Genomic DNA, 20,959 nt, shown 5'->3' with positions numbered 1-20,959 from the left:
TGTTACTCACCGGTTAACGTGGGTTCATGCCCGAAGCCGTCATCGTCGCCACCGCTCGCTCCCCGATCGGCCGCGCTCACAAGGGATCGCTGAAGGACCTGCGTCCCGACGACCTGACCGCCACGATCGTCGACGCCGCGCTGAACAAGGTGCCCCAGCTCGACCGCGCCCTCATCGAGGATCTCTACCTCGGCTGCGGGCTGCCCGGTGGCGAGCAGGGCTTCAACATGGCCCGTGTGGTCGCCACCAAGCTCGGCCTCGACAGCCTGCCCGGCGCCACCATCACCCGTTACTGCTCGTCGTCGCTCCAGACCACCCGGATGGCGTTCCACGCGATCAAGGCGGGCGAGGGCGACATCTTCCTCTCGGCCGGCGTCGAGACCGTGTCCCGCTTCGCCCGGGGCAGCTCCGACGGCCTCCCGTCGGCGGCGGCCGCGCTGGTCGGCGGCGGCTGGGAGAACCCGTACTTCGCCGATGCCAAGGCCCGCACGGCCGGCTACGCCGAGGGCGGCAAGACCTGGCACGACCCGCGTGAGGACGGCCAGGTGCCGGACATCTACATCGCGATGGGCCAGACCGCCGAAAACCTGGCCCAGATCAAGGGCATCTCCCGCGAGGAGATGGACGAGTTCGGCGTACGCAGCCAGAACCTCGCGGAGAAGGCGATCGCCGACGGCTTCTGGGAGCGGGAGATCACTCCCGTGACGCTGCCGGACGGCACGGTCGTGTCGAAGGACGACGGTCCCCGCCCCGGCGTCAACATCGAGGGCGTGTCCGGTCTCAAGCCGGTGTTCCGCCCCGACGGCCGGGTCACCGCCGGCAACTGCTGCCCGCTCAACGACGGCGCCGCCGCGGTGGTCATCATGAGCGACACGAAGGCCCGCGAGCTGGGCATCACCCCGCTGGCCCGGATCGTCTCGACCGGCGTGACCGCGCTCTCCCCCGAGATCATGGGCCTCGGCCCGGTGGAGGCGTCGAAGCAGGCGCTCAAGCGGGCCGGCATGACCATCGACGACGTCGACCTGGTCGAGATCAACGAGGCGTTCGCGGCTCAGGTCATCCCGTCGTACCAGGACCTGGGCATCCCGATCGACAAGCTGAACGTGAACGGCGGCGCGATCGCGGTCGGCCACCCGTTCGGCATGACCGGCGCCCGCATCACCGGCACCCTGCTGAACTCGCTCGACTGGCATGACAAGAGCATCGGCCTCGAGACGATGTGCGTCGGTGGCGGTCAGGGCATGGCGCTGATCATCGAGCGCCTGAGCTAGAAACCCCCGGTTGTCCGCCGGGTCCGGTCTGCCACGAGCGGCCGGGCTCGGCGGTTTTCATTTCCGCCCGCCGCCCACTACAAGGCGCTGCGGACCGCATCGACCGCCGCGGCCGCTTCGGCCAGCACCGACTCGGCCGGGCCGGCGGCGAGCAGATCGTCGGCGACGACGCGGAGCTGGTCCGGGAGGATCATGTCGTGCTCACGCGGGACCGGGCGGCGCGGCTGACCCTCCGCATCGGCGTCCAGGTCGGCGAGGAGCTGAACCAACGCGTACACCTGCTCGGCCTTCTGGCCGCGCCAGCGCGGCTGTTCCCAGTGCCGCACCTGGTTGTGCAGGCGATCGACGGAGGCGGCGAAATCGGTCACGCCGCGAGCGTAGCCCGGACGCGAATCGGCGCCCGGACCGTGGGAGGACGATCCGGGCGCCGATTTTCTGGAGCGTCAGTCTCTGCTGCTGCCCTGCAGGTAGCTGAGCAGGCGCAGGATCTCCAGGTAGAGCCAGATGAGGCCGACCAGGATGCCGAACGCGCAGGTCCAGGAGTAACGCTGGGGCAGGCCCATCCGGACACCCTGCTCGATCTGGTCGAAGTCGAGGATGAAGCTCAGCGACGCGACCACGATGCAGACGATGCTGAAGATGATGCCGATGGCACCGCCCTCACGGATGCCGGTGTGCACGCCGAACAGCGAGAGCACCAGGTTGAGGATCATGATCATGAACAGACCGCCCATGACGGCGATCAGGCCCTTGGTGAACTTCGGCGTCGCCCGGATCACCCGCGACTTGTAGAGCAGCGCCATCAGGAAGAAGACGCCGAACGTGGCGACCACGGCCTGCAGGACGATGCCGTTGTAGAAGTTCTCGAAGGCCTCGCTGACGAGGCCGACGAAGGCGCCCTCGACCACCGCGTAGGTCACCACGAGCGCCGGGTTGGCCACCCGGGAGAACGAGATGATCAGGCCGAGGATCAGGCCGACGATGGCGGCACCGAACCAGGCGACACCGACCACGCTGTTGGGGATCAGGTTCCACGCGGCGATGGCCGAGATGCCGGTGATGCCCAGGAGGATGACGGTCTTGACGACCACGTCGTCGATCGTCATCGGCTGCGCGACCGGCGGAGCGGCTGCGTAGCCCGGGCCGGTGGGGTACGGCTCGCCGTATCCGTACCCGGCCGTCCGCTCGCGTTCGGCCGCCTGGCCGAGGCGGCTCAGAACCGGGTTCGAAGATTTCACTGTGTCCAGCCTCCCTGAGGTCAACTGCGGTCTTTCCAGGGTAAAGGCCATAAGCACCCGATGAGGGTGCCAGAAGCTGTGCGTAGCCTGAAAATACGAAGTCTGTCTAAACAGTGAGCGCGGTGCCCGGGGCGGGTCTCGAACCCGCACGCCTCGTAAGGCAGCCGCTTTTAAGGCGGCCGTGTCTGCCATTCCACCACCCGGGCGGGCAGTCACACCGTATCGGGTGCCGCCCGGGCAGTGGAATCAGCCTAGCGGGCTCCCGCGCCGACCTTTTCGCGCTCGTCGGGGAGCTTGACCGTCGGGGTCACGTGGGTGAACTCCTCGCGCGGCGTGTGCAGCTGGCCGAGGGCGACCGTCTCGCGCTGCAGGAAGAAGGCGAGCGTCCAGTCCGCGACAACTCGGACTTTCCGGTTGAACGATGGGATACGGCTCATGTGGTACGTGCGGTGCATGAACCACGCGGGCAGGCCCTTGACCTTGATGCCGTAGACGTGCGCCACGCCCTTGTACAGGCCGAGGCCGGCGACGCTGCCGACGTACTTGTGCCGGTACTCCTTCGGCAGGCCGCCGAGGACCACCGTACGGATGTTGTCGGCCAGCACCTTCGCCTGCCGGACCGCGTGCTGGGCGCTCGGCGAGCACCAGGCACCCGGGTTGGTCAGGTCGGGGACCTGGGCACAGTCGCCGGCCGACCAGGCGCCCTCCAGCACCTCGTCGCCGTCGACGACCTGCAGGGTGGGCAGGCAGGTGACGTGGCCACGGGGGCCGCGCGGCAGGTCGGTGCGGTCCAGCATCGGCGAGGGCTTCACGCCGGCCGTCCAGACCAGGGTCTCGGCCTGGAAGCGGTCGCCGTCACTGAGCACGATCTCGCCGTCGACGCAGGACTCCAGCCGGACGTCCAGGCGCAGGTCGATGCCGCGCTTGGACAGCTCGCGGGCGGCGTACGCGCCCATCTTCGCGCCGACCTCGGGCAGGATCCGATTGGTCGCCTCGACGAGGACGAACCGGACCTCCTTCTGGTCGAGGTCGGGGTAGTACTGCAGCGCGTCGCGGACGACGTCCTCCATCTCCGCGAGCGCCTCGATGCCGGCGAAGCCGCCACCGACGAAGACGAAGGTGAGCGATGCCTTGCGCACCGCCGGGTCGGGGGTGACCGCCGCGACGTCGAGCCGGTCCATGATGTGGTTGCGCAGGTAGATGGCCTCACCGATGGTCTTGAACCCGATGCCCTGCTCCCGGAGACCGGGGATCGGCAGGGTCCGCGAGACCGAGCCGGGCGCCACGATGATGTGGTCGTACTCCATCTCGGTGGACGGGCCGTCGATCGGCTGGATGGTGACCGTCTTGCGCGCGTGCTCGATCTTCGTGACCTCACCGGACACGATGCGGCACTTCTTAAGCTCACGCCGGAGCGGGACCACCGAGTGCCGCGGGCTGATGTTGCCGGCCGCTGCCTCGGGGAGGAACGGCTGGTACGTCATGTGCGGCTGCGGGTCGATGACGACCACCTCGGCCCGGCGCCGGTTGAGCTTCCTGGACAGGCGCAGGGCGGCGTAAAGCCCGACATGACCTGCACCTACGACGACGATGCGCTGCGGATTCACCTGGATATTGTCGCGCGCACCGGGCCGTCATGCCTCGTTCTGTGACGTATGACAACCCCGTTTGTCAAGTGCCATGAAGCACATATTTCCAGAAGATTTCACGCTCTCTGCAAGAGCCGTGCAATCAGGACGGTGGCACCGACCGCACCCGCGACGCCGACCAGCGTCGCCACCAGGAACGCGCCACCAGCGAGATCGGCGGACAGTCCCAGCGTGAACACGGTGAGTACGGCCGAGACCAGTACGACGATGGTGGCGCGCAGCATCCAGCCGGCCACCACGTCGATGTTCACCACCGCGTCGTACGGCAGAACCGCAGCCAGCGCCGTCAGGCTGTGTCCAAGGTAGAGCAGCGTGGCGATGGAGAGGACCCGCCACAACTCGACCTCGGCGCCGTAACCGGCGGTGTCCACCAGCCAGCCGCCGACCACGGCCAACGCCGCGAGGGTGGCACCCCGGCCGCGCGGCGCCACCGCCGGATAGATGGCGAGCAGCGTGAGCGGGACGAAATATTGCGTCCCGAGCAGCGAGACCGGCCAGGCCACCATCATCGCGAGCAGGCCGGCCAGGCCCACCCCGCAGCGCACCAGGAACGGTGCGGCGGTGGCCCGGGCGGTGACCGCACGGGCGGCGGTGACCGCCGCGGAGAAGGAGCGGGCCATCAGCGCCCCCGGGGTGCCGAGGCGAGCCGGGCCACGTCCCGCAGCACCAGGTCGAGGCTGCCGGCCCCGGCCCAGGCCACCACCGGCACGCCGTGCTCGCGCAGCCGGCCCAGCACGTTTTCCCGCTCGATCCGCCACAGCCGGGTGGCCAGCGGCGTCCACTGACCGCGGTTGGCGGGGGCGGCACCGGGCGGCAGCGTGTCGACCGCCACCACGTATCGGCCGGACTGGGTGAGCTGGGCGAGCATGTCCGCCGAGCGCGGGTCGACGAGCGGGGTCAGCACCATCACCAGGGCGTCCGAGGAGACGCGGTGCACGCCGAAGACGTTCGCGTAGGTGTCGCTCTCCGACTCCACCGGGTCGGGTCGCACGTCGAGCAGCCACTCCAGGACCGTGAGGTATTGCCGGCGGCCGGTGGCCGGGCGCAACCGACGAGCCGTGGCGCCGTACTCCAGCAGCGACACCCGGTCACCCCGATGCAGGTAGTGCTCGGCGATCGCGGCCGCGGCCCGGACCGTGGTGTCCAGCACCGACGCGTCCCCGCCGACACCGCCCGAGCGGCCCACCTCGCCGAGCACGTCGAGCAGCAACAGCACCTCGGCGTCCCGGTCGGACAGCGTGGAGGCGACGTGCAGATCCCGGGTGCGCAGGGAAACCCGCCAGTCGATGCGCCGCAGACGGTCACCCGGCGCGAACGGCCGTACGCCCGCAAGCTCGCCGCCCTCGCCCGGCCGCCGCGACCGATGGTTTCCGACCAGGCCGGCGGCGGCCGGCATGGCCTCGGTCGCGTTGAACGGATCGGTGACCGGGTAGACCCGCACCCCGCGCGCCGGGACCACCACCGGCCGGCAGGCCAGCAGGCCGCCGCAGGCGGCGACGCGCGCCGCCGCCGGGCCGACGTCCTGCCGGCCCCACCGGTTGGCGTCGCCGGGCAGGTCCACCGCGTGCCAGCCGTCCGGCGGAACGCGGATCGCGAACGGCCGGTCGGCGTGCTCCAGCTTCAACCAAGGCGACGTACGGGTACGGACCACGACCAGGTCGTAGGTGATGACGTCGGGGTTGGTCACGGTCACCGCGGCCTCCACCTGACCGCCCTCGACGATGTGGTCCTCCCCCGCCGAGATGGTCAGCTCGGGCGCGGACCGCGGCATCCGGCGCAGGCCGGCCGCCGCACCGATCGCGAACGGCGCCGCCAGCAGCACCAGATCGACCCGGCCCAGCGCCACGCCGAGCAGCAGGAGCAGGCCGGTGAGCAGCACCGACCGGCCGAGCGCCCGGGTCGGCACCCAGGCCGGTCCGGCCACCGCTTCCGGCTCGGGCGGCGCCTGCGGCACCGCGTAGCGCAGCAGCGGCCGGTCAGTCATGCCGCGCGTAGGTGGGCAGCGCGCCGCTGGCCGGCGCCGGCACGTTGGTCAGCACCTCCTGCACCACGAACGACGGGTCGACGCGGCGCAGCCACATCTCCGGCCGCAGCGTGATCCGGTGGGCGAGCGCGGGGATGGCCACGTCTTTCACGTCCTCGGGGACCACGAAGTCGCGACCGGCCATCGCGGCCCGCGCGCGGGCCAGCAGCAGCAGCGCCAGCGAGCCACGGGGGGACGAGCCGACCAGCACCGACGCGTGCTCGCGGGTGGCGGCGGTAAGCGCCACGATGTAGCGGCCGATCGAGTCCTCCACCGTCACGCTCTCCAGGGCGGCCTGCATGGCCTGCAGCACCTGGGAGTTGACCACCGGCTGCAGGAACGATTCCTCCTGGCGGCGGGACATGCGGCGCTGCAACACCTCCCACTCCTCCTCGGCCGTCGGGTAACCGAACGACACCCGGATCAGGAAGCGGTCGAGCTGGGCCTCGGGCAGCGGGTAGGTGCCCTCGTATTCGATCGGGTTGGCCGTGGCGAGCACGTGGAACGGCGGGTCGAGCCGGTAGGTGACACCCTCGACCGAGACCTGCTTCTCCTGCATCGCCTCGAGCAGCGCGGCCTGGGTCTTCGGCGGCGTCCGGTTGATCTCGTCGGCGAGCAGCATGTTGGTGAAGACCGGGCCGGCCCGGAACGCGAAGTCACCCTTGCGCTGGTCATAGAGGAAGGAGCCGGTGACGTCGGCCGGCAGCAGGTCGGGGGTGAACTGCAGGCGGCGGAAGTCGAGCCCGAGCGACTGCGCGAAACAGCGGGCGGTCAGCGTCTTGCCGAGACCCGGCAAATCCTCCAGCAGCACGTGCCCGCCGGCCAGGATGCCGGCCAGGACGAGCTCGAGGGATTCCCGCTTGCCCACCAGGACGCTGCCGACCGAGTCCAGGACGGCACCGGCCAACCTGCCCACCTCGTACGGGGGAAGGGCATTTTCCGTCACAGTCTCTCCAACGCATCCACGTAGGTCTCCAGTTCACGGGACTTCGCCGTGCGGCGCCCGCGATCGTGCAAAGCCGCCCAAAGTGGGTCGCCGAGCAACTCGCGGGCGCGGCGCGGATCGGACGTCCGAGTGATCCCGTGCCGCAGCCGCAGACGCTCATCGGCGAGCTCGGCAATCACCGGCAGGACGTTACTCGTATACAGATCGGGATCGGTGTGCGCCCGGTCCAGGTTTCGCTCCCAGCGGCGCACCGCGGCCCGCAGCGAATCCAGGGCCCGGCCGTCGTCGTTCCGGCCCGCTCCCCCGCGCCGCTTCGGCAGCGCCGGCGGCGCCACCTCGGACACCGCGTAGAGCACGGCGCGCAAACCGATGAAGAAGGCCACCACCAGGAGTACGGAGATGTGCAGTCCACCGGCTCGCATCGCGGCGATGGTCACCACCGTGGCCCCGGCGATCAGCAAGACGTTGCGAACCACCCACCAGGCGCGCGATTTCTGCTTGGGGGCCGCCTCGGTGACCTCCTCGACCGGTTCGTCGCGGAAGCTGAACAGTTGGTCGAGCCCGCCGTCGCTCATGCCTGCACCCCCGCGTCGGCGGTCGCGCCCAGGTCGGCCCGCAGCCGCTCGAGGGCGCTGATCGCCTGCTGGCGCATCCGATTGTCGACGGTGTGCGTGGCGTAACGCGCCTCCCGGTAGACCTCGAGCAGCGCGGCCAGCACCTGAGCGTCGACGTGCTGCTCGCGCAGCAACCGGCCGACCAGGTCGGTCGGGCTGTCCCCCGGGTGCCGTGGGGTGCCCGCCGCCGCCGCGGCCTGCTCCAGGCGGACCCAGCAGGCGATCACGGCGCGGCGCGGGTCACGGTCGGTGTCGGACAGCTCCTCCAGGCCGGCGTCCAGCGCGGCGACCAGCTCCTCCGCCGTACGCGAACCGTCCTGGCCGTTTTTGATCTGCCGTTTTCCCTTGCGCGCCCGGCGCTTGGCCGCATCGCGCAGCACCGCCCAGACCACCACCACGAGGACGATCGCCAGCACGATGCCGAACAGCACCAGCGCCGCGGTGCCCAGCCACTCCGGCAGGCCCTGGGCCGCTTCGGGCGGCGGTTGCGGCGCCTTCGAGAAGCTGGGCTCAGTGGTCGGCAGCAGCGGCGGGGGCGTCGGCGTCGCGTCGGGCTGGATCTGATCGAGCTGCGGCGCCGACCGGGTGGCGGCGAGCGCCGTGACGAAGAGCAGCACGAGGACGGCGGCCATCGGCCACCAACGTCGCACAGCAGCGAGATCCATCAGCGCGGGCTCAGTTTCGTGGTTCGGGTGCGGACCTGCCGAATCATGCCAGGCCCGCGAGCGTCTTCGCACGGGCGAACACGTCGTCGAGCATCGCCGGGGTGAGCCGGCCGGTGAAGGTGTTCTGCTGGCTGACGTGAAAACACCCGAGGAGGTCGGGAACGCCGGGCAGGCTGACCAGCGCACCGTGCCCGAACTTCGGCCGCGGCACCGGGGTTTTCGTTTGATAGACCGCGCTCATGGCGGGCCACCACGCACCCCAGGCAAATGCCCCGAGGGCTACGACAACTTTCAAAGTCGGGCGAATCAACTGAAGCTCGCGGTGAAACCAGGGCGCGCAGGTGTCCCGTTCCTCCGGGGTCGGCTTGTTGTCCGGCGGCGCACATCGGACCGCCGGGAAGATCCGGGTGTTGCGGAGTTCGAGGCCGTCGTCGATCGACACGCTCAGCGGCTGGTTGGCCAGGCCGGCCCGGTGCAGCGCCGCGAACAGCACGTCGCCCGACCGGTCACCGGTGAAGAGGCGGCCGGTCCGGTTACCGCCGTGCGCGGCCGGGGCCAGGCCGAGGATGCCGATCTCCGCGTCCGCATTGCCGAAGCCCGGGATCGGCCGGCCCCAGTAGACCTGGTCGCGGAAGGCGGCCCGCTTGACCCGGGCGACTTCCTCGCGCCAGGCGACCAGGCGCGGGCAGGCAAAACACTCCGCGATCTCCGCGTCCAGAACGCCGAGATCCGCGGCCGCGGCCGCGCGGTCCACCACGTCGGCTTTCGTACGGGATTCCACCCCGGCGGCCCCCTGATCTTGAAGAGTTCGCGTTAGGAGATGCCAGCAATTCAACATGATCGCGGCGAACCGTAGTTCTCTCGCCGCGGATAACCCTGGACCGACGGCGATTCGCCCGGCGCGGGCGCGCGATCTAATGGGCGGATGGAACAGAGCCTCGCGGAAATCCTGGACGCGGCCGCGGCGGGGCGGTTCCCGCCGGACGACGCCGGCGTCACCGTCGTGCCGCAGCACCATGCGCGGGATGCGGGGGTGGTGGCGTTCACCGGGCACTCGGTGGTGTTCATCGACGAGGACCCGGCGTGGGTGCGGGCCACGCTGGCCGGGATCGACTGCGATCGGCTGGCGGCGGCCATGAATCCGCGCTTTCTCGCCGCGCTGCTGGAACGGACCGGCCGGCAGACCGAGACCATCGATCTGCTCACCGTCGCTTCTGCCCTGCCGGGAGAGCCGCCGATAGCGCTCAAAGAGATCAGCGACATGGGGCATCCGCGGGTGCGCCGGGCGCTGACACGCCGGGATGACGTGCGGGTCTGGCTGGCCGACGGCGGCGTGGTCGTTCTCGGGCGAGGCATCGCCGGGCGCTGGGAGATGGCGATCGAGGTGGAGCCGGGCGAACGCCACCGCGGGCTCGGGCGGCAACTGGCGGTGGCGTCGCGGCATCTCGTGCCGGCCGGGGCGATGATCTGGTCTCAGCAGGCGCCGGGCAATGCCCGGGCCGTCCGCTCCTTCCATGCAGCCGGCTTCCGGGCGGTCGGCTCCGAGGCGCTGCTCGCGGCTCCTACGGGTTTTTTGACGCGGTAATCCTTCAGGCGGGCGTTGTGGTCCTGGCCGGCGCGGATCCCATCGGTTCACACCAAAGGTCAACGGCAATCAGGAACGGGACGGGGTGGGCACGGCGGAGGACGGCGAAGCGTCCGGCTCAGCGGGCAACGACGACGCCTGCGGGTCTTGCGTGTGGCTGTTGCCGAACGGGGCGTTCTCGGGGCAGTAGGGGTAGCCACCGCCCCGGGCCACGGACACGTCGTACTGCGCCTGGTCCAGGCAGATGTCGGCGCCGAATTCGATCGGGCTGCCGTCCTGGTCGTACAGGTGAGCGCCGGTCACCAGCTTGCCGGAGCCGTCGTAGACGTACACGTCGTTGATCTGGCTGTAAGGGTTGTTGTCGTAGTAGGTGCCGTAATTCGCGTCGCTGTACTGAACGTTGCGGGCATTGCTGTCGGCGCCCTCGAAGCCGGCCAGGGCGAAGATGACCAGGAAGGCCGTGCCGGCCCGCAGGGCGTAGCGGGGGCCGCGGGCGAGATTGCGGCTGCGTCCACCCAGGACGATCGACGCGATCACGCAGCCGGCCAGCAGGACCAGCGCGACCAGTTCGTTGTCGCCGACGCGGGGCAGCAGGCCGGTGCCGCTGCGGTTGGTGTCGAGCAGGAACGCGATCGCCATCGCGGCCAGGTAGCCGCGAAGCACCCACCATGCCGGGCGGAGCAGGACCAGGAAGTCGCTGGCCTTCTGGTAGCCGATCACCGGGCCGACGCGGACGTCCGCCCGGCCCAGGAGCCGCACGATGGTGTCGCGGGTCTCGGCCAACCGCCGGAAGCGGGGCGCCGGCGGGTCCGGGAAACCGCCGACCAGGCCGGCGGAGGAGCGCAGCTCAGCGGCGTACGCCTCGGGGGTGCCCAAGCGGTCGACCAGCGTGCCGGAACCCTCGGCCAGGACTTCCGCCAGGTGTTCCGGAAGGTCTTCCAGCAACTCGTCGCGCATCTCGTCGGTCAGGCCCGACAGGGCCTGCCGGACCGCGCCGACATATTCGTAGATCTCGTCCTGTGCCGTGGTGTTCACGCCGCCCCCCGCTCACGCAGCAAGTCGTCCATCGTGGATGCGAACCCGTGCCAGATCTTGCCGGACCGTTGCAACTCGGCTCGGCCGGCCGCGTTGAGGCCGTAGTACTTCCGGTGTGGGCCCTCGTCGCTGGGCACCACGTAGGTGTTGAGCAGGCCGGCGTTGAACAGCCGGCGCAGCGTGCCGTAGACCGAGGCGTCGCCGACCTCCTCGAGGCCGGCCGCGCGCAGCCGACGCAGAATGTCGTAGCCGTAGCCGTCCTCGTCGCGGAGGGCGGCCAGGACGGCCAGGTCGAGCACGCCCTTGAGGAGCTGGGTCGTATCCACGCGCCGCACAGTACTGTGCACTGCGAAGTACCGTCAAGACCGTCATAGCGAGCCTGCCCAAAAAGGACTAAGCGATCGAGAAGGCGATGCCGTCGAGGATGTCGTGCTCGGAGGCGATCACGGACTCGTGGCCCGTGCGCTCCATGATGATCTTCAAGATCAGGGCACCGCCGGCGATCACGTCGGCCCGGCCGGGGTGCATGACCGGGAGGGCGAGACGTTCGGCGGTGGTCATGGCCAGCAGTTCGTCGGCCACCTTGGCGACCGCCTCGCGGCTGATCCGGGCGTGGTGGATGCGGGTCGCGTCGTAGGACGGCAGCCCCTGCGCCAGCGCCGTGATCGTGGTGACCGTGCCGGCCAAGCCGACGAGGGTGCGTGCGTTCCGCCCGGGAACGGTGGCCAGTGCAGTGTCCACCGCCTCGGTGATGTCCCGGGTGGCGGCGGCGATCTCCGAGGCCGACGGCGGGTCGGAGTGCAGGTGCCGCTCGGTCATCCGGACGCAGCCGATGTCCATCGAGATCGCGTGCTCCACCCCGTCGACGCCGGTCACGAACTCGGTCGAGCCGCCGCCGATGTCGAAGATCAGAAAGGGTGGTGACGCGTCGAGGCCGGCGACCGCGCCGGTGAACGAGAGTCGCGCCTCCTCGTCCCCGGTGATCACCTCGGGGTCGACGCCGAGCACGCCGCGGACCATCTCCCGGAAGTCGGCCGCATTGGACGCGTCCCGGGACGCCGACGTGGCACACATCCGGACCGTCGTGATCCCGAGATCCGCTATTTCCGCGGCGTACCCCTCGAGGGCCTTTCGCGTGCGCGCCAGCGCCGCGTCGGACAGCCGGCCGGTGCGATCGACGCCCTCGCCCAGCCGGACGATCTCCATCCGCCGGGCGACATCGGTGATCTCGCCATTCGCGACGTCCGCGATGAGCAGCCGGATCGAGTTGGTGCCGCAGTCGATCGCCGCGACTCTCATAGGTGCAGCAGCATTCTCGTGTTCCCCAGGGTGTTGGGTTTGACCCGCTCGAGGTCGAGGAACTCGGCGACACCCTCGTCGTAGGAACGCAACAGCTGCTCGTAGACGGCGTGCGGCACGGGGGCGCCGTCGATCTCGGTGAAGCCGAACAAGCCGAAGAAACGGGTCTCGAAGGTCAGGCAGAAAACCCGGGCTACGCCCAGCTCACGAGCAACATCGAGGAGGCGGGTCACAATCTTGTGCCCCAGCTTGCGGCCGCGGAAGGCAGGGTCGACCGCCACCGTACGGATCTCAGCGAGGTCTTCCCACATCACGTGCAGAGCGCCGCAGCCGAGGACCCGATCCTCCTCGTCGACCGCGACCCAGAACTCCTGCACCGACTCGTACAGCGTGACGGTGGCCTTGCTGAGCAGGCGCCGATCGGCGGTGTAGGCATCGACGAGAGTCCGGATAGCCTTGATGTCCCTGGTGCGCGCCCGCCGGATTTCCACTCATTCGTCCTTTTTAAGGGAAACGCAGGGACCCTCGACCCACCACGGCTCCACCGCGTCGCGCACCTCGTCGCCGAACGGGTTGACGCCGCGACCCGCCGCCAGGGCGTGCCCGAGGTGGACGTGAAGGCATTTCACCCGGTCCGGCATGCCGCCCGCGGCCACCTGGGAGATCTCCGGCACGTCCTCGATGGCCTTGCGCCGGGCCAGATAGTCCTCCGCCGCCCGCGCATAGTGCTGGGCCAGCTCCGGATCGGTCGACAACCGCTCCTGCATGTCGCGCATCACGCCGGCCGACTCCAGCCGGCTGCACGCGGCCGTCGCATGCGGGCAGGTCAGATAGAAGAGCGTGGGGAACGGGGTGCCGTCGGGCAGACGCGGTTCGGTCTCGACCACGTCGGGATTGCCGCAGGGGCAGCGGTGCGCGATCGCGCGAGTGCCACGGGGGGTGCGGCCGAGCTGGGCCGCCACGATCTCGAGGTCGGCTTCGGAGGGTGTGGCCATGATCAGTTAGAAGGCTCCGAGTCGGCGGCTTGGACGCTGCTCCACAACGTGTCGTACCAGCGGTCAGGGACGGCCGAGGCCGGCTTCCCGGATTCTTTCGCGGCGCCGTCCGGGTCGTTGAGCACGCGCAGCGGGGTCTCCCCCGGCAGGACGTAGAAGAGCCGCTCCCGGGCCTGCGCCCGGAGATATTCCGGATCGTCCCACTTCGCCAGCTCTTCCGATTTCGCGGCGATCAGCTTGCGCTGGGCGGCCTGATCGGCCTCCAGCTGGGCGATCTGCGACTCCTGGGCGAGATAGACCCGCAACGGATAGGTGTACGCGAGAGCCAAGGCGACGAACACCACGATCAGGACGGTGGCCCGGCCGGTCAGCGCGCGTGGCCTGGGGGCGGCGGTGCGTTTCGCCGGTCCGGAGCCCACATTGACGGTGCGCCGGGTCGGGGCGGGCCGAGCCCGGGTGCGGGTCTGCACGCGGGTCGTGCCGGTCGTGCGCACCCGCGACGATGCCGGGCGGCGGGACGGGCCCTGTCCGCTCGGTGCGCGCCGCTGTGTGGTCACCCCTGGCTCCCCCGCTCGACGGTCACGGATTGTGGCACTCCCATTGAGAGTGCCACAACTCCATGATCTTCGGTCGGCCCGTTACGCGGTCCGGTAACGCGGGAAAGCGCCCGCACCGGCGTACCGCGCCGCGCTCTCCAGCTGCTCCTCGATGCGCAGGAGCTGGTTGTACTTGGCGACCCGGTCGGAACGAGCCGGGGCGCCGGTCTTGATCTGGCCACTGCCGACCGCGACCGCGAGGTCGGCGATCGTGGTGTCCTCGGTCTCACCCGAACGGTGCGACATCATCGTCTTGAAACCGGCCCGGTGGGCCAGGTCGACCGCGTCCAGCGTCTCGGTGAGCGAGCCGATCTGGTTGACCTTGACGAGGACCGCGTTGGCCGCGTCTTCCGCGATGCCCCGGCCGATGCGGGTCGGGTTGGTCACGAACAGGTCGTCGCCGACGATCTGGATCTTGTTGCCGAGCTGGGCGGTCATCGCGCTCCAGCCGGCCCAGTCCTCCTCGGCCAGCGGGTCCTCGATCGAGACGATCGGGTACTCGTCGGCGAGCTTCGCGTAGTACTGGATCATCTCGTCCGTCGACTTGGGCGAGCCCTCGAAGACGTACGCCCCGTCCTTGTAGAACTCGGTGGCCGCGACGTCCATGGCCAGCACGATGTCGGTGCCCAGGGTGAAACCGGCCGCCTTGACCGCCTCGGCGATCAGGTCGAGCGCGGCGGCGTTGGCCGCCAGGCTCGGCGCGAAGCCGCCCTCGTCGCCCAGGCCGGTCGACAGGCCCTTCTTCTTCAGCACCGACTTCAGCGCGTGGTAGACCTCCGCGCCGGTGCGCAGCGCCTCGCGGAAGGTCGGCGCGCCGATCGGGGCGATCATGAACTCCTGCACGTCGACGTTCGAGTCGGCGTGCGCACCACCGTTCAGGATGTTCATCATCGGCACCGGCAGCAGCGCCGCGTTGGGGCCACCGAGGTAGCGGAACAGCGGCAGCTCGGCCGACTGCGCGGCGGCCTTGGCGATCGCCAGCGACACGCCGAGAATCGCGTTCGCGCCCAGCTCCGACTTGTCGGCGGTGCCGTCCAGGTCGAGCATCTTCTGGTCGATCAGCCGCTGCTCGCTCGCCTCGTAACCGATGAGCTCGTCGGCGATCTTGTCTTCGATGTTGGCAACGGCCTTCTCGACGCCCTTGCCCAGGTAACGGCCCTTGTCGCCGTCGCGCAGCTCGAGCGCCTCAAACGCGCCGGTGGAGGCACCCGAAGGCACCGCGGCGCGGCCGACCGTTCCGTCGTCCAGCCCGACCTCGACCTCGACGGTCGGGTTACCCCGGGAGTCGAGAATCTCGCGGGCGACGATCGCTTCAATGGTGGCCATGTGTGGTGTCGCTCCCCTTCATAAGGCTGCAGGTCTTCGACCGCGACCTTGCGGCCGACCACGGCACTGAGCGTATCCGGGCCCGGGATCGGGCGTACGGGCGGCCGGTGAACTTATGCCGGATGGCTAAGGATCGGGGCGAAAATGCCGAACACCCGGGCACTATGAGCGCTCCGAGTCTCCCGCCGGACGGGTCATACGTCGAGATGACCTCGTACGGCGAAACGCATCCTGAGGTAAGGGTCGTCCACGCGTCCGGGACGGTGATCACACTGTCCCTGGCGATGGCCCAGGTGCCTCCCGCCAACTCGACGGTGGAACTGCGCTGGGCTGCGGCTCCGCGTGGCCGCTACGCCCAGCAGGGGCACGTGGTCGGCGTCGACGGCAACCGGGTGGAGGTCCGCTTCACCGGGCATCCCGCGGTGCTGCAGAGCCGCTCCTACGTGCGGGGCGGTGGCGGTGAACCGGTGGTGATGAGCCGACCGGGGCACGACGACGCGGTCGGCCTGGTGCACGACATGAGCGAGCGGGCGGTCCGCGCCCACTTCACCGACGTCGAGCTGCACCCCGGCGACGAGATGACGCTGAGTATTCAGGTCGGCGACGAAGTCGTGTCGTTCCCGGCGACCACTTACAAGGTCAACTCGCTGCGCCAGCAGGTGCCGAGGCGCGGCCCGCTTTCGGTGGAGATGGTCGCCGTCTTCGACGACCAGGAAGAGGTGCAGGCCCGGGTCATTCGGCGGTACATCATGCGGAACCAGCTGCTGCACCGCAACCGCAGCCACGACTGAGCCCGATTCTCGTTTGCGCACGGTTGCGTAAGTAGGCAATGGTGTCAGTCGTGCCCTTCCGTCTGCGCCTTACCGCCACCGGTCTCGCCAGCGTCGCGGTGGTGCTCGGCGCGGCCGGGTGCACCGGGCTCGACCAGGCCAGCGCGGCCGGCCTCAGCCAGGACGACATGGTCTCGGAGATGGCCGGCCAGCTCGCCCGGGTGACCGGGCTCACCTACACGGCGACCTACCAGCTCGCCGGCGGCGAGACCGCGACCGTGACGCAGGCGCAGAAACCCGCCCGAACGGCGTACGTCTATCCCGGTGGCCGGCTCCTCGAGCAGACCACCGGCAACACCCGCTGCACCGGCGACGCGGCCCTGAAATGCACGCGGACCGACCCGGCGCCGCCCACCGCGGCCCCGCTGACCGGCAGCACGCTGATCACGCCCGAGGCGGCGCTCGCCCTGCTCAACACGGCCTCCCTCGACCAGGAGGTGGAGGCGGTGCCGCACGACACCACGATCGCCGGGCGGCACGCCACCTGCCTCGACCTCAAGCAGGTCGACGGCACGCCCACCGCGGAGTTCGGGCTCTGCGTCACCAACGAGGGCGCGCTCGGCAGCTTCACCGGCACGATCGCGGGCGAGCGCTTCGAGCAGGCCCTCACGGCCTACCAGGACAAGGCGTCACCGGCCGGCTTCGACCTGCCCGCCTCGGCGCAGGTGACCGACCGGCGCTCTCAGACCTTCCGGTAACGCGCCTGCACCACCGAGAACAGCCCGTACGCCGCGATGCCGAGCGCCGTGGCCGCCAGCAGCCACGAGCCGTACGTCTGGTCGGCCATGGCTCGCAGGGCCGCGTCGAGGCCCCGGGCCTTGTCGGGGTCGTAGGTGACCGCCGCGAGCACCAGCAGGGCCCCGGCGACGGCGTAGGCGCCGCCCTTCGCCGAATAGCCCACCTCACCGAGCCGGCGCACCACCCGGCGGACGTGGGCGGTCATCCGGGACGTCAGCAGGTGCTTCTCGAACTTCTTGGTGAGGCCGTAGATCGCCAGCCCAACGCCGATCGCGGCGACCAGCACACCGATCGCGGCCACCGCGAGCCGCCCGCCACCGGACACCATGAGGTCCTGGCTGGCCTGCTCCTGCAGGTCGGCGGACGACTTGTTCTTGCCCCGCAGGACCTTGATACCGGTCCAGGCCAGGTAGGTGTAGAACGCGGCCCGGCCGGCCGACGCGACCCGCTCGTAGACGCGGTGCCGTCCGCGCTCGCCGCGGTGACCGATCGCCGCCTCGAAGATCTGCCAGATCGTCATCGCGACCAGGCCGATCACCAGCAGCACGATGAGCGCCGCGCCGTACGGCTTGGTGGCCAGGTGGTGCAGCGCCCCGGACTGGTCGCCGTCGGCCGGGGCGGTGCCGAACGCGATGCGCAGGATCAGCCACGCGAACAGCACGTGCAGAACGCCGTAGGCGACCAGCCCGGCCCGGGTCAGTCGCTCCAGCCAGGGATTGTCGGCAGCTTTGTGTGCGTGCGAGGTCAAGGAGGCCACGGGGCCTACCTTGACCGAACGATCTTCCGGCTAAACGCCGAGCAGCGTGCGCAGGTGGCGCGGCGGCGGCGAGCCGTGCGCCAGCATCGCGTCGTGCCAGGCCTTCGGAGTGGCGCCGAACGGGCGGGCCGCGGCGATCTCGGCCACCTCGGTGTAGCCCACGAAGTAGGTGCTCAGCTGGGTGGAGGTGAGCAGGGCACGCCGCCACTTGCCAGCCGCCTCGCCCTCCTCCTGGAAACCGCGGCCGGTCAGCAGCGCCATCGCCTCGGCCTCGGGCAGGTCCGCACAGTGGACCAGCTGGTCGATGATCGCGTTGAGACTCATCCGCAACTGCATCTTCAGCTGCTGGAGGCGCACCGGCAGGCCGCCGAAGCCGAGCCCGGCCATCAGCTCCTCGGTGTAGACCGCCCAGCCCTCGATGAACGGGCCCGACCAGCCCAGCGCGCGCACCCTGGTCTCGGCCCGGAACCGCCGCGCGTGCGCCAACTGGAGGAAGTGACCCGGCATCGCCTCGTGGACGGTGAGGTCGCGGATCATGTGGTCGTTGTACTCCCGGTAGAACGACTCCACCCGCTCCGGGGACCAGCCGGCCGGGGTCGGCGAGATGCAGTAGAACGTCGGCACGTCGGCCGTCTCGAGCGGGCCGGGCGGGTCGCAATAGGCCACCGCGATGCCGCGGGCGAACTCGGGCATCTCCTCGATCACGCACGGGTCGTCGAGCAGGGTGAGGATGTCGTGCTCGCGGACGAACGCGGTCGCCTCCTCCATCGTGACCTTGGCGAGGTCGACGATGGTGGCGTCGTCGGGATGGTCGGCGGCGAGCGTGTCGAGCGCGCGGCGAACCGTCTCGTCGCTCTCCGGCCCGCCGATCAGCTCGGCGGAGGCCGCGCGCAGCTGCTCACCGACCAGATCGAGCCGCTCACGGGCGCGGGACAGCACCTCGGCCGCGGGCAGCTCGGTGTCGAGCGTGTGCCAGAGCCGCGCCTCCCACAGCGGGCGGCCCAGGCGCGGGTCACGGCCCGGCTCACCGCCCTCGAGCCGGGTGCGCAGCCAGCCGTCGAACTCGGTCAGGGCGGCCAGCGCGGCCGCCGCGGCCGGCTCGACCGCGGCCCGCATGCCCGGCTCCTGCTCGATGAGGGCCGGCAACTCGTCGCGGATCAGCGCGGCCGTGCCGCTGAACTGGCCCACCGCGGTCTCGGCGTGGATGCGCGGCACGTCGCGCAGCACCGCCCGGGCGGTGGCCAGCGCGTCGGGGATCGCCGCGAGCCGGCCGCCCAGGCTGGTCAGACGCTCCTCGGCCGGCGCGAACTGGCGGGCGATCAGCGCGTGCAGCAGCGGGCCGGGGTTGTGGTGCAACGGGTTCCACTCGTGCTCGCGCACGTCGGTCAGCTCGAACAGGTCGCGCTCGACGAGGGCCGCGAGAATCGCGTGGTCGGCCTGATCTTCCGGACCGAAGGACTCGGGATCGATGCCGGACAGCGAGTCGGCGGCATCGCGCAGCATGCCCACCCGCTCGGACACCGCGCCCGGTGACAGGTCGGGCAGGCGGTCGTCATAGCGATGATCGCCGACCTCGGAAGCGAGGGCGGGATCGCTCTGCAGGATGGCATCGACGATGCGCTCAGCGAGGGGCACGAACTCCGGCATGCCGAGAAAACTACTCGGCGGGTCCGACATTTTTCTGCTCGGCGCTCCGCACTTCTTCCGCGTACCTCAATGCGGCCCGCCGCAATTCCGCCTCCGCGTCCACTCCGGCGGCACGAGCCTCAGCAACCACCCGCAGCAGCGCCGGGCCGAGATCATCGCCGCTCGGCAGGGGCACGCCGAGGCCGGCCCGCTCCGCCCGCTGCAGGATCTTGGCGGCCAGCGCCAGGGCGGGCTGACTGAGCGCGATGCCGTCCAGAACCGAGTCCCGGGACTTCTCGGTCTTCTTGATCCGCTCCCAGTTGTCGGTGATCTCGTCGAGATCGGCCACCTCGGCACCGGCGAAGACGTGCGGGTTGCGGCGGACCATCTTGTCCACCAGGCCGCCCGCCACGTCGTCGATGCCCCAGGCCCCGCCGTCCGGGATCTCCTCGGCCAGCCGGGCGTGCAGGACGACCTGCAGGAGCACGTCGCCGAGCTCCTCGCGAAGGGCGTCCAGGTCGTCCGACTCGATCGCGTCGAAGGCCTCGTACGCCTCCTCCAGCAGGTACTGGGCCAGGGTGCGGTGGCTCTGCGCCCGCTTCCACGGGTCGCCGCCCGGGGACACCAGGCGGTCCATGACGGCCACCGCGTCGAGCAGGCGGGCGCCGGGCGGGTCCCAGGAGCCGTACATGAGTTCCAGTTCGGCCCGGTCCGGCTCACGGGTCAGGCGCAGCCCGAGTTGCCGGGCGAAATCCTGGTCGCCGGCCGGGCCGGAGAGCCAGACGACGGCCTGCTCCCCCGAGACCTCCGCGAGGAAACGCTCGGAGTCCGGCTCGATCACCGTGACCGGCACGCCGGCGTGGCGCAGCGCGTCGGCCTGCTCGGACTCGGCCGCCGTGAACACCGGGAACTGCCGGACCGCGTCCCAGGCGGCCGCGGTGAGCAGACCGGCCGGCAGGCGCGGCGAGGTGACGAGCAGGATGATTCGCGCGGACACCTCAGGAGACGGCGCTGACCGGCACGGACTCGTCCGCACCCAGCGGCACGCTCACCAGCGGGCGGACCGCGCCGTTCTGCGTCTGGAACTGCAGCACCGGGATGCCGAGCGGCTGGTAACGCGGGTTGACCGTGATGTCCATCGGCTCGGTGATCTTGGCGATCTCCTGCCGCACCGCGGTGGCCGTCTGCACCAGCTGCTTGTTGTTGTCCGGCAGGCTCTGCTTGAACTGGTCGAACGAGTAACCCTCGACCTGACCGTTGGCCGCCAGCACGTCGTAGACCTCGCGCAGGTCGGCGTCGGTGGACGCCGGTGGGTTCTTCACGCCCTCGCGCAGCAGCCGGACGTAGGTGTCGGCCTGCGCGTAGAGCTTCACGAACTCGGTCGTGGCCGGCACGTGCAGCGACGTCGCGTACTCGTCGTAGGACAGGTCGGCCGGCAGCGCCACGCCCTCCTGCTTGGCCACCTTGGCCAGCACGTCCGCGCTGACCAGAGTGCGAACCACGTCGGTGCGGGTGATCGGCATGGTCGCCGGCGCCGCACTGGCCGCCGGACCGGCGGCCTTGACGACGGCGTCCTGCGCCTCGTCCCACACGTCCTGCACACGGGACTCGGTGATGCGAACATCGCCGAGATAGGCGGCCACCGACGGCGCGGACCGGCAGGCGGAAAGCCCGGTCACGGCCAGTGACGCGACGACGGCGACGGATGCGAGTCGGCGAGCACGCTGCATGGCCTGACTCTCTCACGCCCGCTGTGACCCACGTCG

General features: G+C 70.4%; 24 protein-coding genes and 1 tRNA gene. 4 read left to right on the top strand and 21 right to left on the bottom strand.

From position 1 onward, the window contains the following. Positions 1–26 precede the first annotated feature (26 nt). On the top strand, positions 27–1,271 hold the full coding sequence (locus Ato02nite_RS23065) for an acetyl-CoA C-acetyltransferase (protein ID WP_213008664.1): 1,245 nt from the start codon (positions 27–29) through the stop codon (positions 1,269–1,271). Positions 1,272–1,348: 77 nt separating this feature from the next. On the opposite strand, the gene Ato02nite_RS23060 is transcribed toward Ato02nite_RS23065, so the two are convergent. The 10 genes from Ato02nite_RS23060 to Ato02nite_RS23015 form a co-directional block, all read right to left on the bottom strand. After that, a complete protein-coding gene (locus tag Ato02nite_RS23060) occupies positions 1,349–1,639 on the bottom strand; it encodes a hypothetical protein (RefSeq protein WP_213008663.1) in 291 nt (96 codons plus the stop codon). Between the two features lie 75 nt (positions 1,640–1,714). Further along, positions 1,715–2,509 (bottom strand): Bax inhibitor-1/YccA family protein, encoded by a 795-nt coding sequence (locus tag Ato02nite_RS23055; protein ID WP_213008662.1) that lies wholly within the window; start codon positions 2,507–2,509, stop codon positions 1,715–1,717. 123 nt (positions 2,510–2,632) lie between these two features. After that, positions 2,633–2,715: transfer RNA gene (locus Ato02nite_RS23050), tRNA-Leu, on the bottom strand. Positions 2,716–2,760: 45 nt separating this feature from the next. After that, positions 2,761–4,116: an NAD(P)/FAD-dependent oxidoreductase gene (locus Ato02nite_RS23045; protein WP_213008661.1), complete on the bottom strand. Its 1,356-nt coding sequence runs from the start codon at positions 4,114–4,116 to the stop codon at positions 2,761–2,763. 98 nt (positions 4,117–4,214) lie between these two features. Continuing rightward, the gene (locus Ato02nite_RS23040; RefSeq protein WP_213008660.1) at positions 4,215–4,778 is read right to left on the bottom strand and encodes a hypothetical protein; all 564 of its coding nucleotides are present in this window, start codon (positions 4,776–4,778) and stop codon (positions 4,215–4,217) included. After that, the gene (locus tag Ato02nite_RS23035; protein WP_213008659.1) at positions 4,778–6,142 is read right to left on the bottom strand and encodes a DUF58 domain-containing protein; all 1,365 of its coding nucleotides are present in this window, start codon (positions 6,140–6,142) and stop codon (positions 4,778–4,780) included. Before Ato02nite_RS23035 ends, Ato02nite_RS23040 begins: the two co-directional genes overlap by 1 nt. After that, positions 6,135–7,127 (bottom strand): AAA family ATPase, encoded by a 993-nt coding sequence (locus tag Ato02nite_RS23030; RefSeq protein WP_213008658.1) that lies wholly within the window; start codon positions 7,125–7,127, stop codon positions 6,135–6,137. The genes Ato02nite_RS23035 and Ato02nite_RS23030 overlap by 8 nt, the downstream gene beginning before the upstream one ends. Continuing rightward, positions 7,124–7,702 (bottom strand): hypothetical protein, encoded by a 579-nt coding sequence (locus Ato02nite_RS23025; RefSeq protein ID WP_213008657.1) that lies wholly within the window; start codon positions 7,700–7,702, stop codon positions 7,124–7,126. Before Ato02nite_RS23025 ends, Ato02nite_RS23030 begins: the two co-directional genes overlap by 4 nt. Further along, complete coding sequence (locus Ato02nite_RS23020; protein WP_213008656.1) at positions 7,699–8,406, bottom strand: DUF4129 domain-containing protein; 708 nt, start codon at positions 8,404–8,406, stop codon at positions 7,699–7,701. The genes Ato02nite_RS23025 and Ato02nite_RS23020 overlap by 4 nt, the downstream gene beginning before the upstream one ends. Before the next feature lie 43 nt (positions 8,407–8,449). Continuing rightward, positions 8,450–9,163, bottom strand: a complete 714-nt coding sequence (locus Ato02nite_RS23015) for a uracil-DNA glycosylase (protein WP_246607325.1) — start codon at positions 9,161–9,163, stop codon at positions 8,450–8,452. Positions 9,164–9,331: 168 nt separating this feature from the next. Between Ato02nite_RS23015 and Ato02nite_RS23010 the strand changes: the two genes are divergently transcribed. Then, on the top strand, positions 9,332–9,991 hold the full coding sequence (locus Ato02nite_RS23010) for a GNAT family N-acetyltransferase (protein ID WP_213008654.1): 660 nt from the start codon (positions 9,332–9,334) through the stop codon (positions 9,989–9,991). A gap of 69 nt (positions 9,992–10,060) precedes the next feature. On the opposite strand, the gene Ato02nite_RS23005 is transcribed toward Ato02nite_RS23010, so the two are convergent. The 7 genes from Ato02nite_RS23005 to eno all read right to left on the bottom strand — a co-directional run bounded on the left by Ato02nite_RS23005 (position 10,061) and on the right by eno (position 15,242). After that, positions 10,061–11,026 (bottom strand): HAAS signaling domain-containing protein, encoded by a 966-nt coding sequence (locus Ato02nite_RS23005; RefSeq protein ID WP_213008653.1) that lies wholly within the window; start codon positions 11,024–11,026, stop codon positions 10,061–10,063. Continuing rightward, positions 11,023–11,352, bottom strand: a complete 330-nt coding sequence (locus Ato02nite_RS23000) for a PadR family transcriptional regulator (protein ID WP_213008652.1) — start codon at positions 11,350–11,352, stop codon at positions 11,023–11,025. Before Ato02nite_RS23000 ends, Ato02nite_RS23005 begins: the two co-directional genes overlap by 4 nt. Positions 11,353–11,419: 67 nt before the next feature. Further along, positions 11,420–12,325, bottom strand: coding sequence for a Ppx/GppA phosphatase family protein (locus Ato02nite_RS22995; RefSeq protein ID WP_213008651.1), 906 nt, complete (start codon positions 12,323–12,325; stop codon positions 11,420–11,422). Next, a complete protein-coding gene (locus Ato02nite_RS22990; RefSeq protein ID WP_213008650.1) occupies positions 12,322–12,816 on the bottom strand; it encodes an amino-acid N-acetyltransferase in 495 nt (164 codons plus the stop codon). Before Ato02nite_RS22990 ends, Ato02nite_RS22995 begins: the two co-directional genes overlap by 4 nt. Beyond that, positions 12,817–13,320, bottom strand: a complete 504-nt coding sequence (locus tag Ato02nite_RS22985) for a DUF501 domain-containing protein (RefSeq protein ID WP_213008649.1) — start codon at positions 13,318–13,320, stop codon at positions 12,817–12,819. A 2-nt stretch (positions 13,321–13,322) separates the two neighbouring features. Next, the gene (locus Ato02nite_RS22980) at positions 13,323–13,877 is read right to left on the bottom strand and encodes an FtsB family cell division protein (RefSeq protein ID WP_213008648.1); all 555 of its coding nucleotides are present in this window, start codon (positions 13,875–13,877) and stop codon (positions 13,323–13,325) included. An 81-nt stretch (positions 13,878–13,958) separates the two neighbouring features. After that, entirely contained in the window at positions 13,959–15,242 is a 1,284-nt protein-coding gene (gene eno, locus Ato02nite_RS22975) for a phosphopyruvate hydratase (protein ID WP_213008647.1), read from the bottom strand. A gap of 164 nt (positions 15,243–15,406) precedes the next feature. On the opposite strand from eno, the gene Ato02nite_RS22970 reads away from it, so the two are divergent. Together Ato02nite_RS22970 and Ato02nite_RS22965 are read left to right on the top strand one after the other, a co-directional pair. Then, positions 15,407–16,033, top strand: a complete 627-nt coding sequence (locus Ato02nite_RS22970; RefSeq protein ID WP_213008646.1) for a hypothetical protein — start codon at positions 15,407–15,409, stop codon at positions 16,031–16,033. A gap of 50 nt (positions 16,034–16,083) precedes the next feature. Continuing rightward, complete coding sequence (locus tag Ato02nite_RS22965) at positions 16,084–16,770, top strand: hypothetical protein (RefSeq protein WP_213008645.1); 687 nt, start codon at positions 16,084–16,086, stop codon at positions 16,768–16,770. Here the strand turns inward: Ato02nite_RS22965 and Ato02nite_RS22960 are convergent. Genes Ato02nite_RS22960 through Ato02nite_RS22945 form a run of 4 tightly spaced genes read right to left on the bottom strand, consistent with a single transcriptional unit; the run spans position 16,755 to position 20,923 of the window. Beyond that, positions 16,755–17,567, bottom strand: coding sequence for a DUF1206 domain-containing protein (locus Ato02nite_RS22960; RefSeq protein ID WP_213008644.1), 813 nt, complete (start codon positions 17,565–17,567; stop codon positions 16,755–16,757). The genes Ato02nite_RS22965 and Ato02nite_RS22960 overlap by 16 nt on opposite strands. A gap of 30 nt (positions 17,568–17,597) precedes the next feature. After that, positions 17,598–19,214 (bottom strand): DUF885 domain-containing protein, encoded by a 1,617-nt coding sequence (locus tag Ato02nite_RS22955; protein ID WP_213008643.1) that lies wholly within the window; start codon positions 19,212–19,214, stop codon positions 17,598–17,600. 10 nt (positions 19,215–19,224) lie between these two features. Next, positions 19,225–20,190, bottom strand: a complete 966-nt coding sequence (locus Ato02nite_RS22950) for a nucleoside triphosphate pyrophosphohydrolase (RefSeq protein WP_213008642.1) — start codon at positions 20,188–20,190, stop codon at positions 19,225–19,227. A 1-nt stretch (position 20,191) separates the two neighbouring features. Beyond that, positions 20,192–20,923, bottom strand: a complete 732-nt coding sequence (locus Ato02nite_RS22945; RefSeq protein ID WP_213008641.1) for a SurA N-terminal domain-containing protein — start codon at positions 20,921–20,923, stop codon at positions 20,192–20,194. Between the last annotated feature and the right edge of the window lie 36 nt (positions 20,924–20,959).

Origin of the sequence: Paractinoplanes toevensis (genome assembly GCF_018332695.1) — a bacterium.
Classification (GTDB): Bacteria; Actinomycetota; Actinomycetes; order Mycobacteriales; family Micromonosporaceae; genus Actinoplanes; species Actinoplanes toevensis.
This window is presented reverse-complemented; position numbering and strand designations above follow the sequence as displayed.

Excerpts from the sequence above, each read along its gene's own strand:
- Ato02nite_RS23065 (WP_213008664.1), top strand. The coding sequence starts at position 27 with ATGCCCGAAGCCGTCATCGTCGCCACCGCTCGCTCCCCGATCGGCCGC.
- Ato02nite_RS22945 (WP_213008641.1), bottom strand. The coding sequence starts at position 20,923 with ATGCAGCGTGCTCGCCGACTCGCATCCGTCGCCGTCGTCGCGTCACTG.
- Ato02nite_RS22995 (WP_213008651.1), bottom strand. The coding sequence starts at position 12,325 with ATGAGAGTCGCGGCGATCGACTGCGGCACCAACTCGATCCGGCTGCTC.
- Ato02nite_RS23025 (WP_213008657.1), bottom strand. The coding sequence starts at position 7,702 with ATGAGCGACGGCGGGCTCGACCAACTGTTCAGCTTCCGCGACGAACCG.
- Ato02nite_RS22985 (WP_213008649.1), bottom strand. The coding sequence starts at position 13,320 with ATGGCCACACCCTCCGAAGCCGACCTCGAGATCGTGGCGGCCCAGCTC.
- Ato02nite_RS23020 (WP_213008656.1), bottom strand. The coding sequence starts at position 8,406 with ATGGATCTCGCTGCTGTGCGACGTTGGTGGCCGATGGCCGCCGTCCTC.
- Ato02nite_RS23010 (WP_213008654.1), top strand. The coding sequence starts at position 9,332 with ATGGAACAGAGCCTCGCGGAAATCCTGGACGCGGCCGCGGCGGGGCGG.
- eno (WP_213008647.1), bottom strand. The coding sequence starts at position 15,242 with ATGGCCACCATTGAAGCGATCGTCGCCCGCGAGATTCTCGACTCCCGG.
- Ato02nite_RS23040 (WP_213008660.1), bottom strand. The coding sequence starts at position 4,778 with ATGGCCCGCTCCTTCTCCGCGGCGGTCACCGCCGCCCGTGCGGTCACC.
- Ato02nite_RS22970 (WP_213008646.1), top strand. The coding sequence starts at position 15,407 with ATGAGCGCTCCGAGTCTCCCGCCGGACGGGTCATACGTCGAGATGACC.
- Ato02nite_RS22955 (WP_213008643.1), bottom strand. The coding sequence starts at position 19,214 with ATGCCGGAGTTCGTGCCCCTCGCTGAGCGCATCGTCGATGCCATCCTG.
- Ato02nite_RS23035 (WP_213008659.1), bottom strand. The coding sequence starts at position 6,142 with ATGACTGACCGGCCGCTGCTGCGCTACGCGGTGCCGCAGGCGCCGCCC.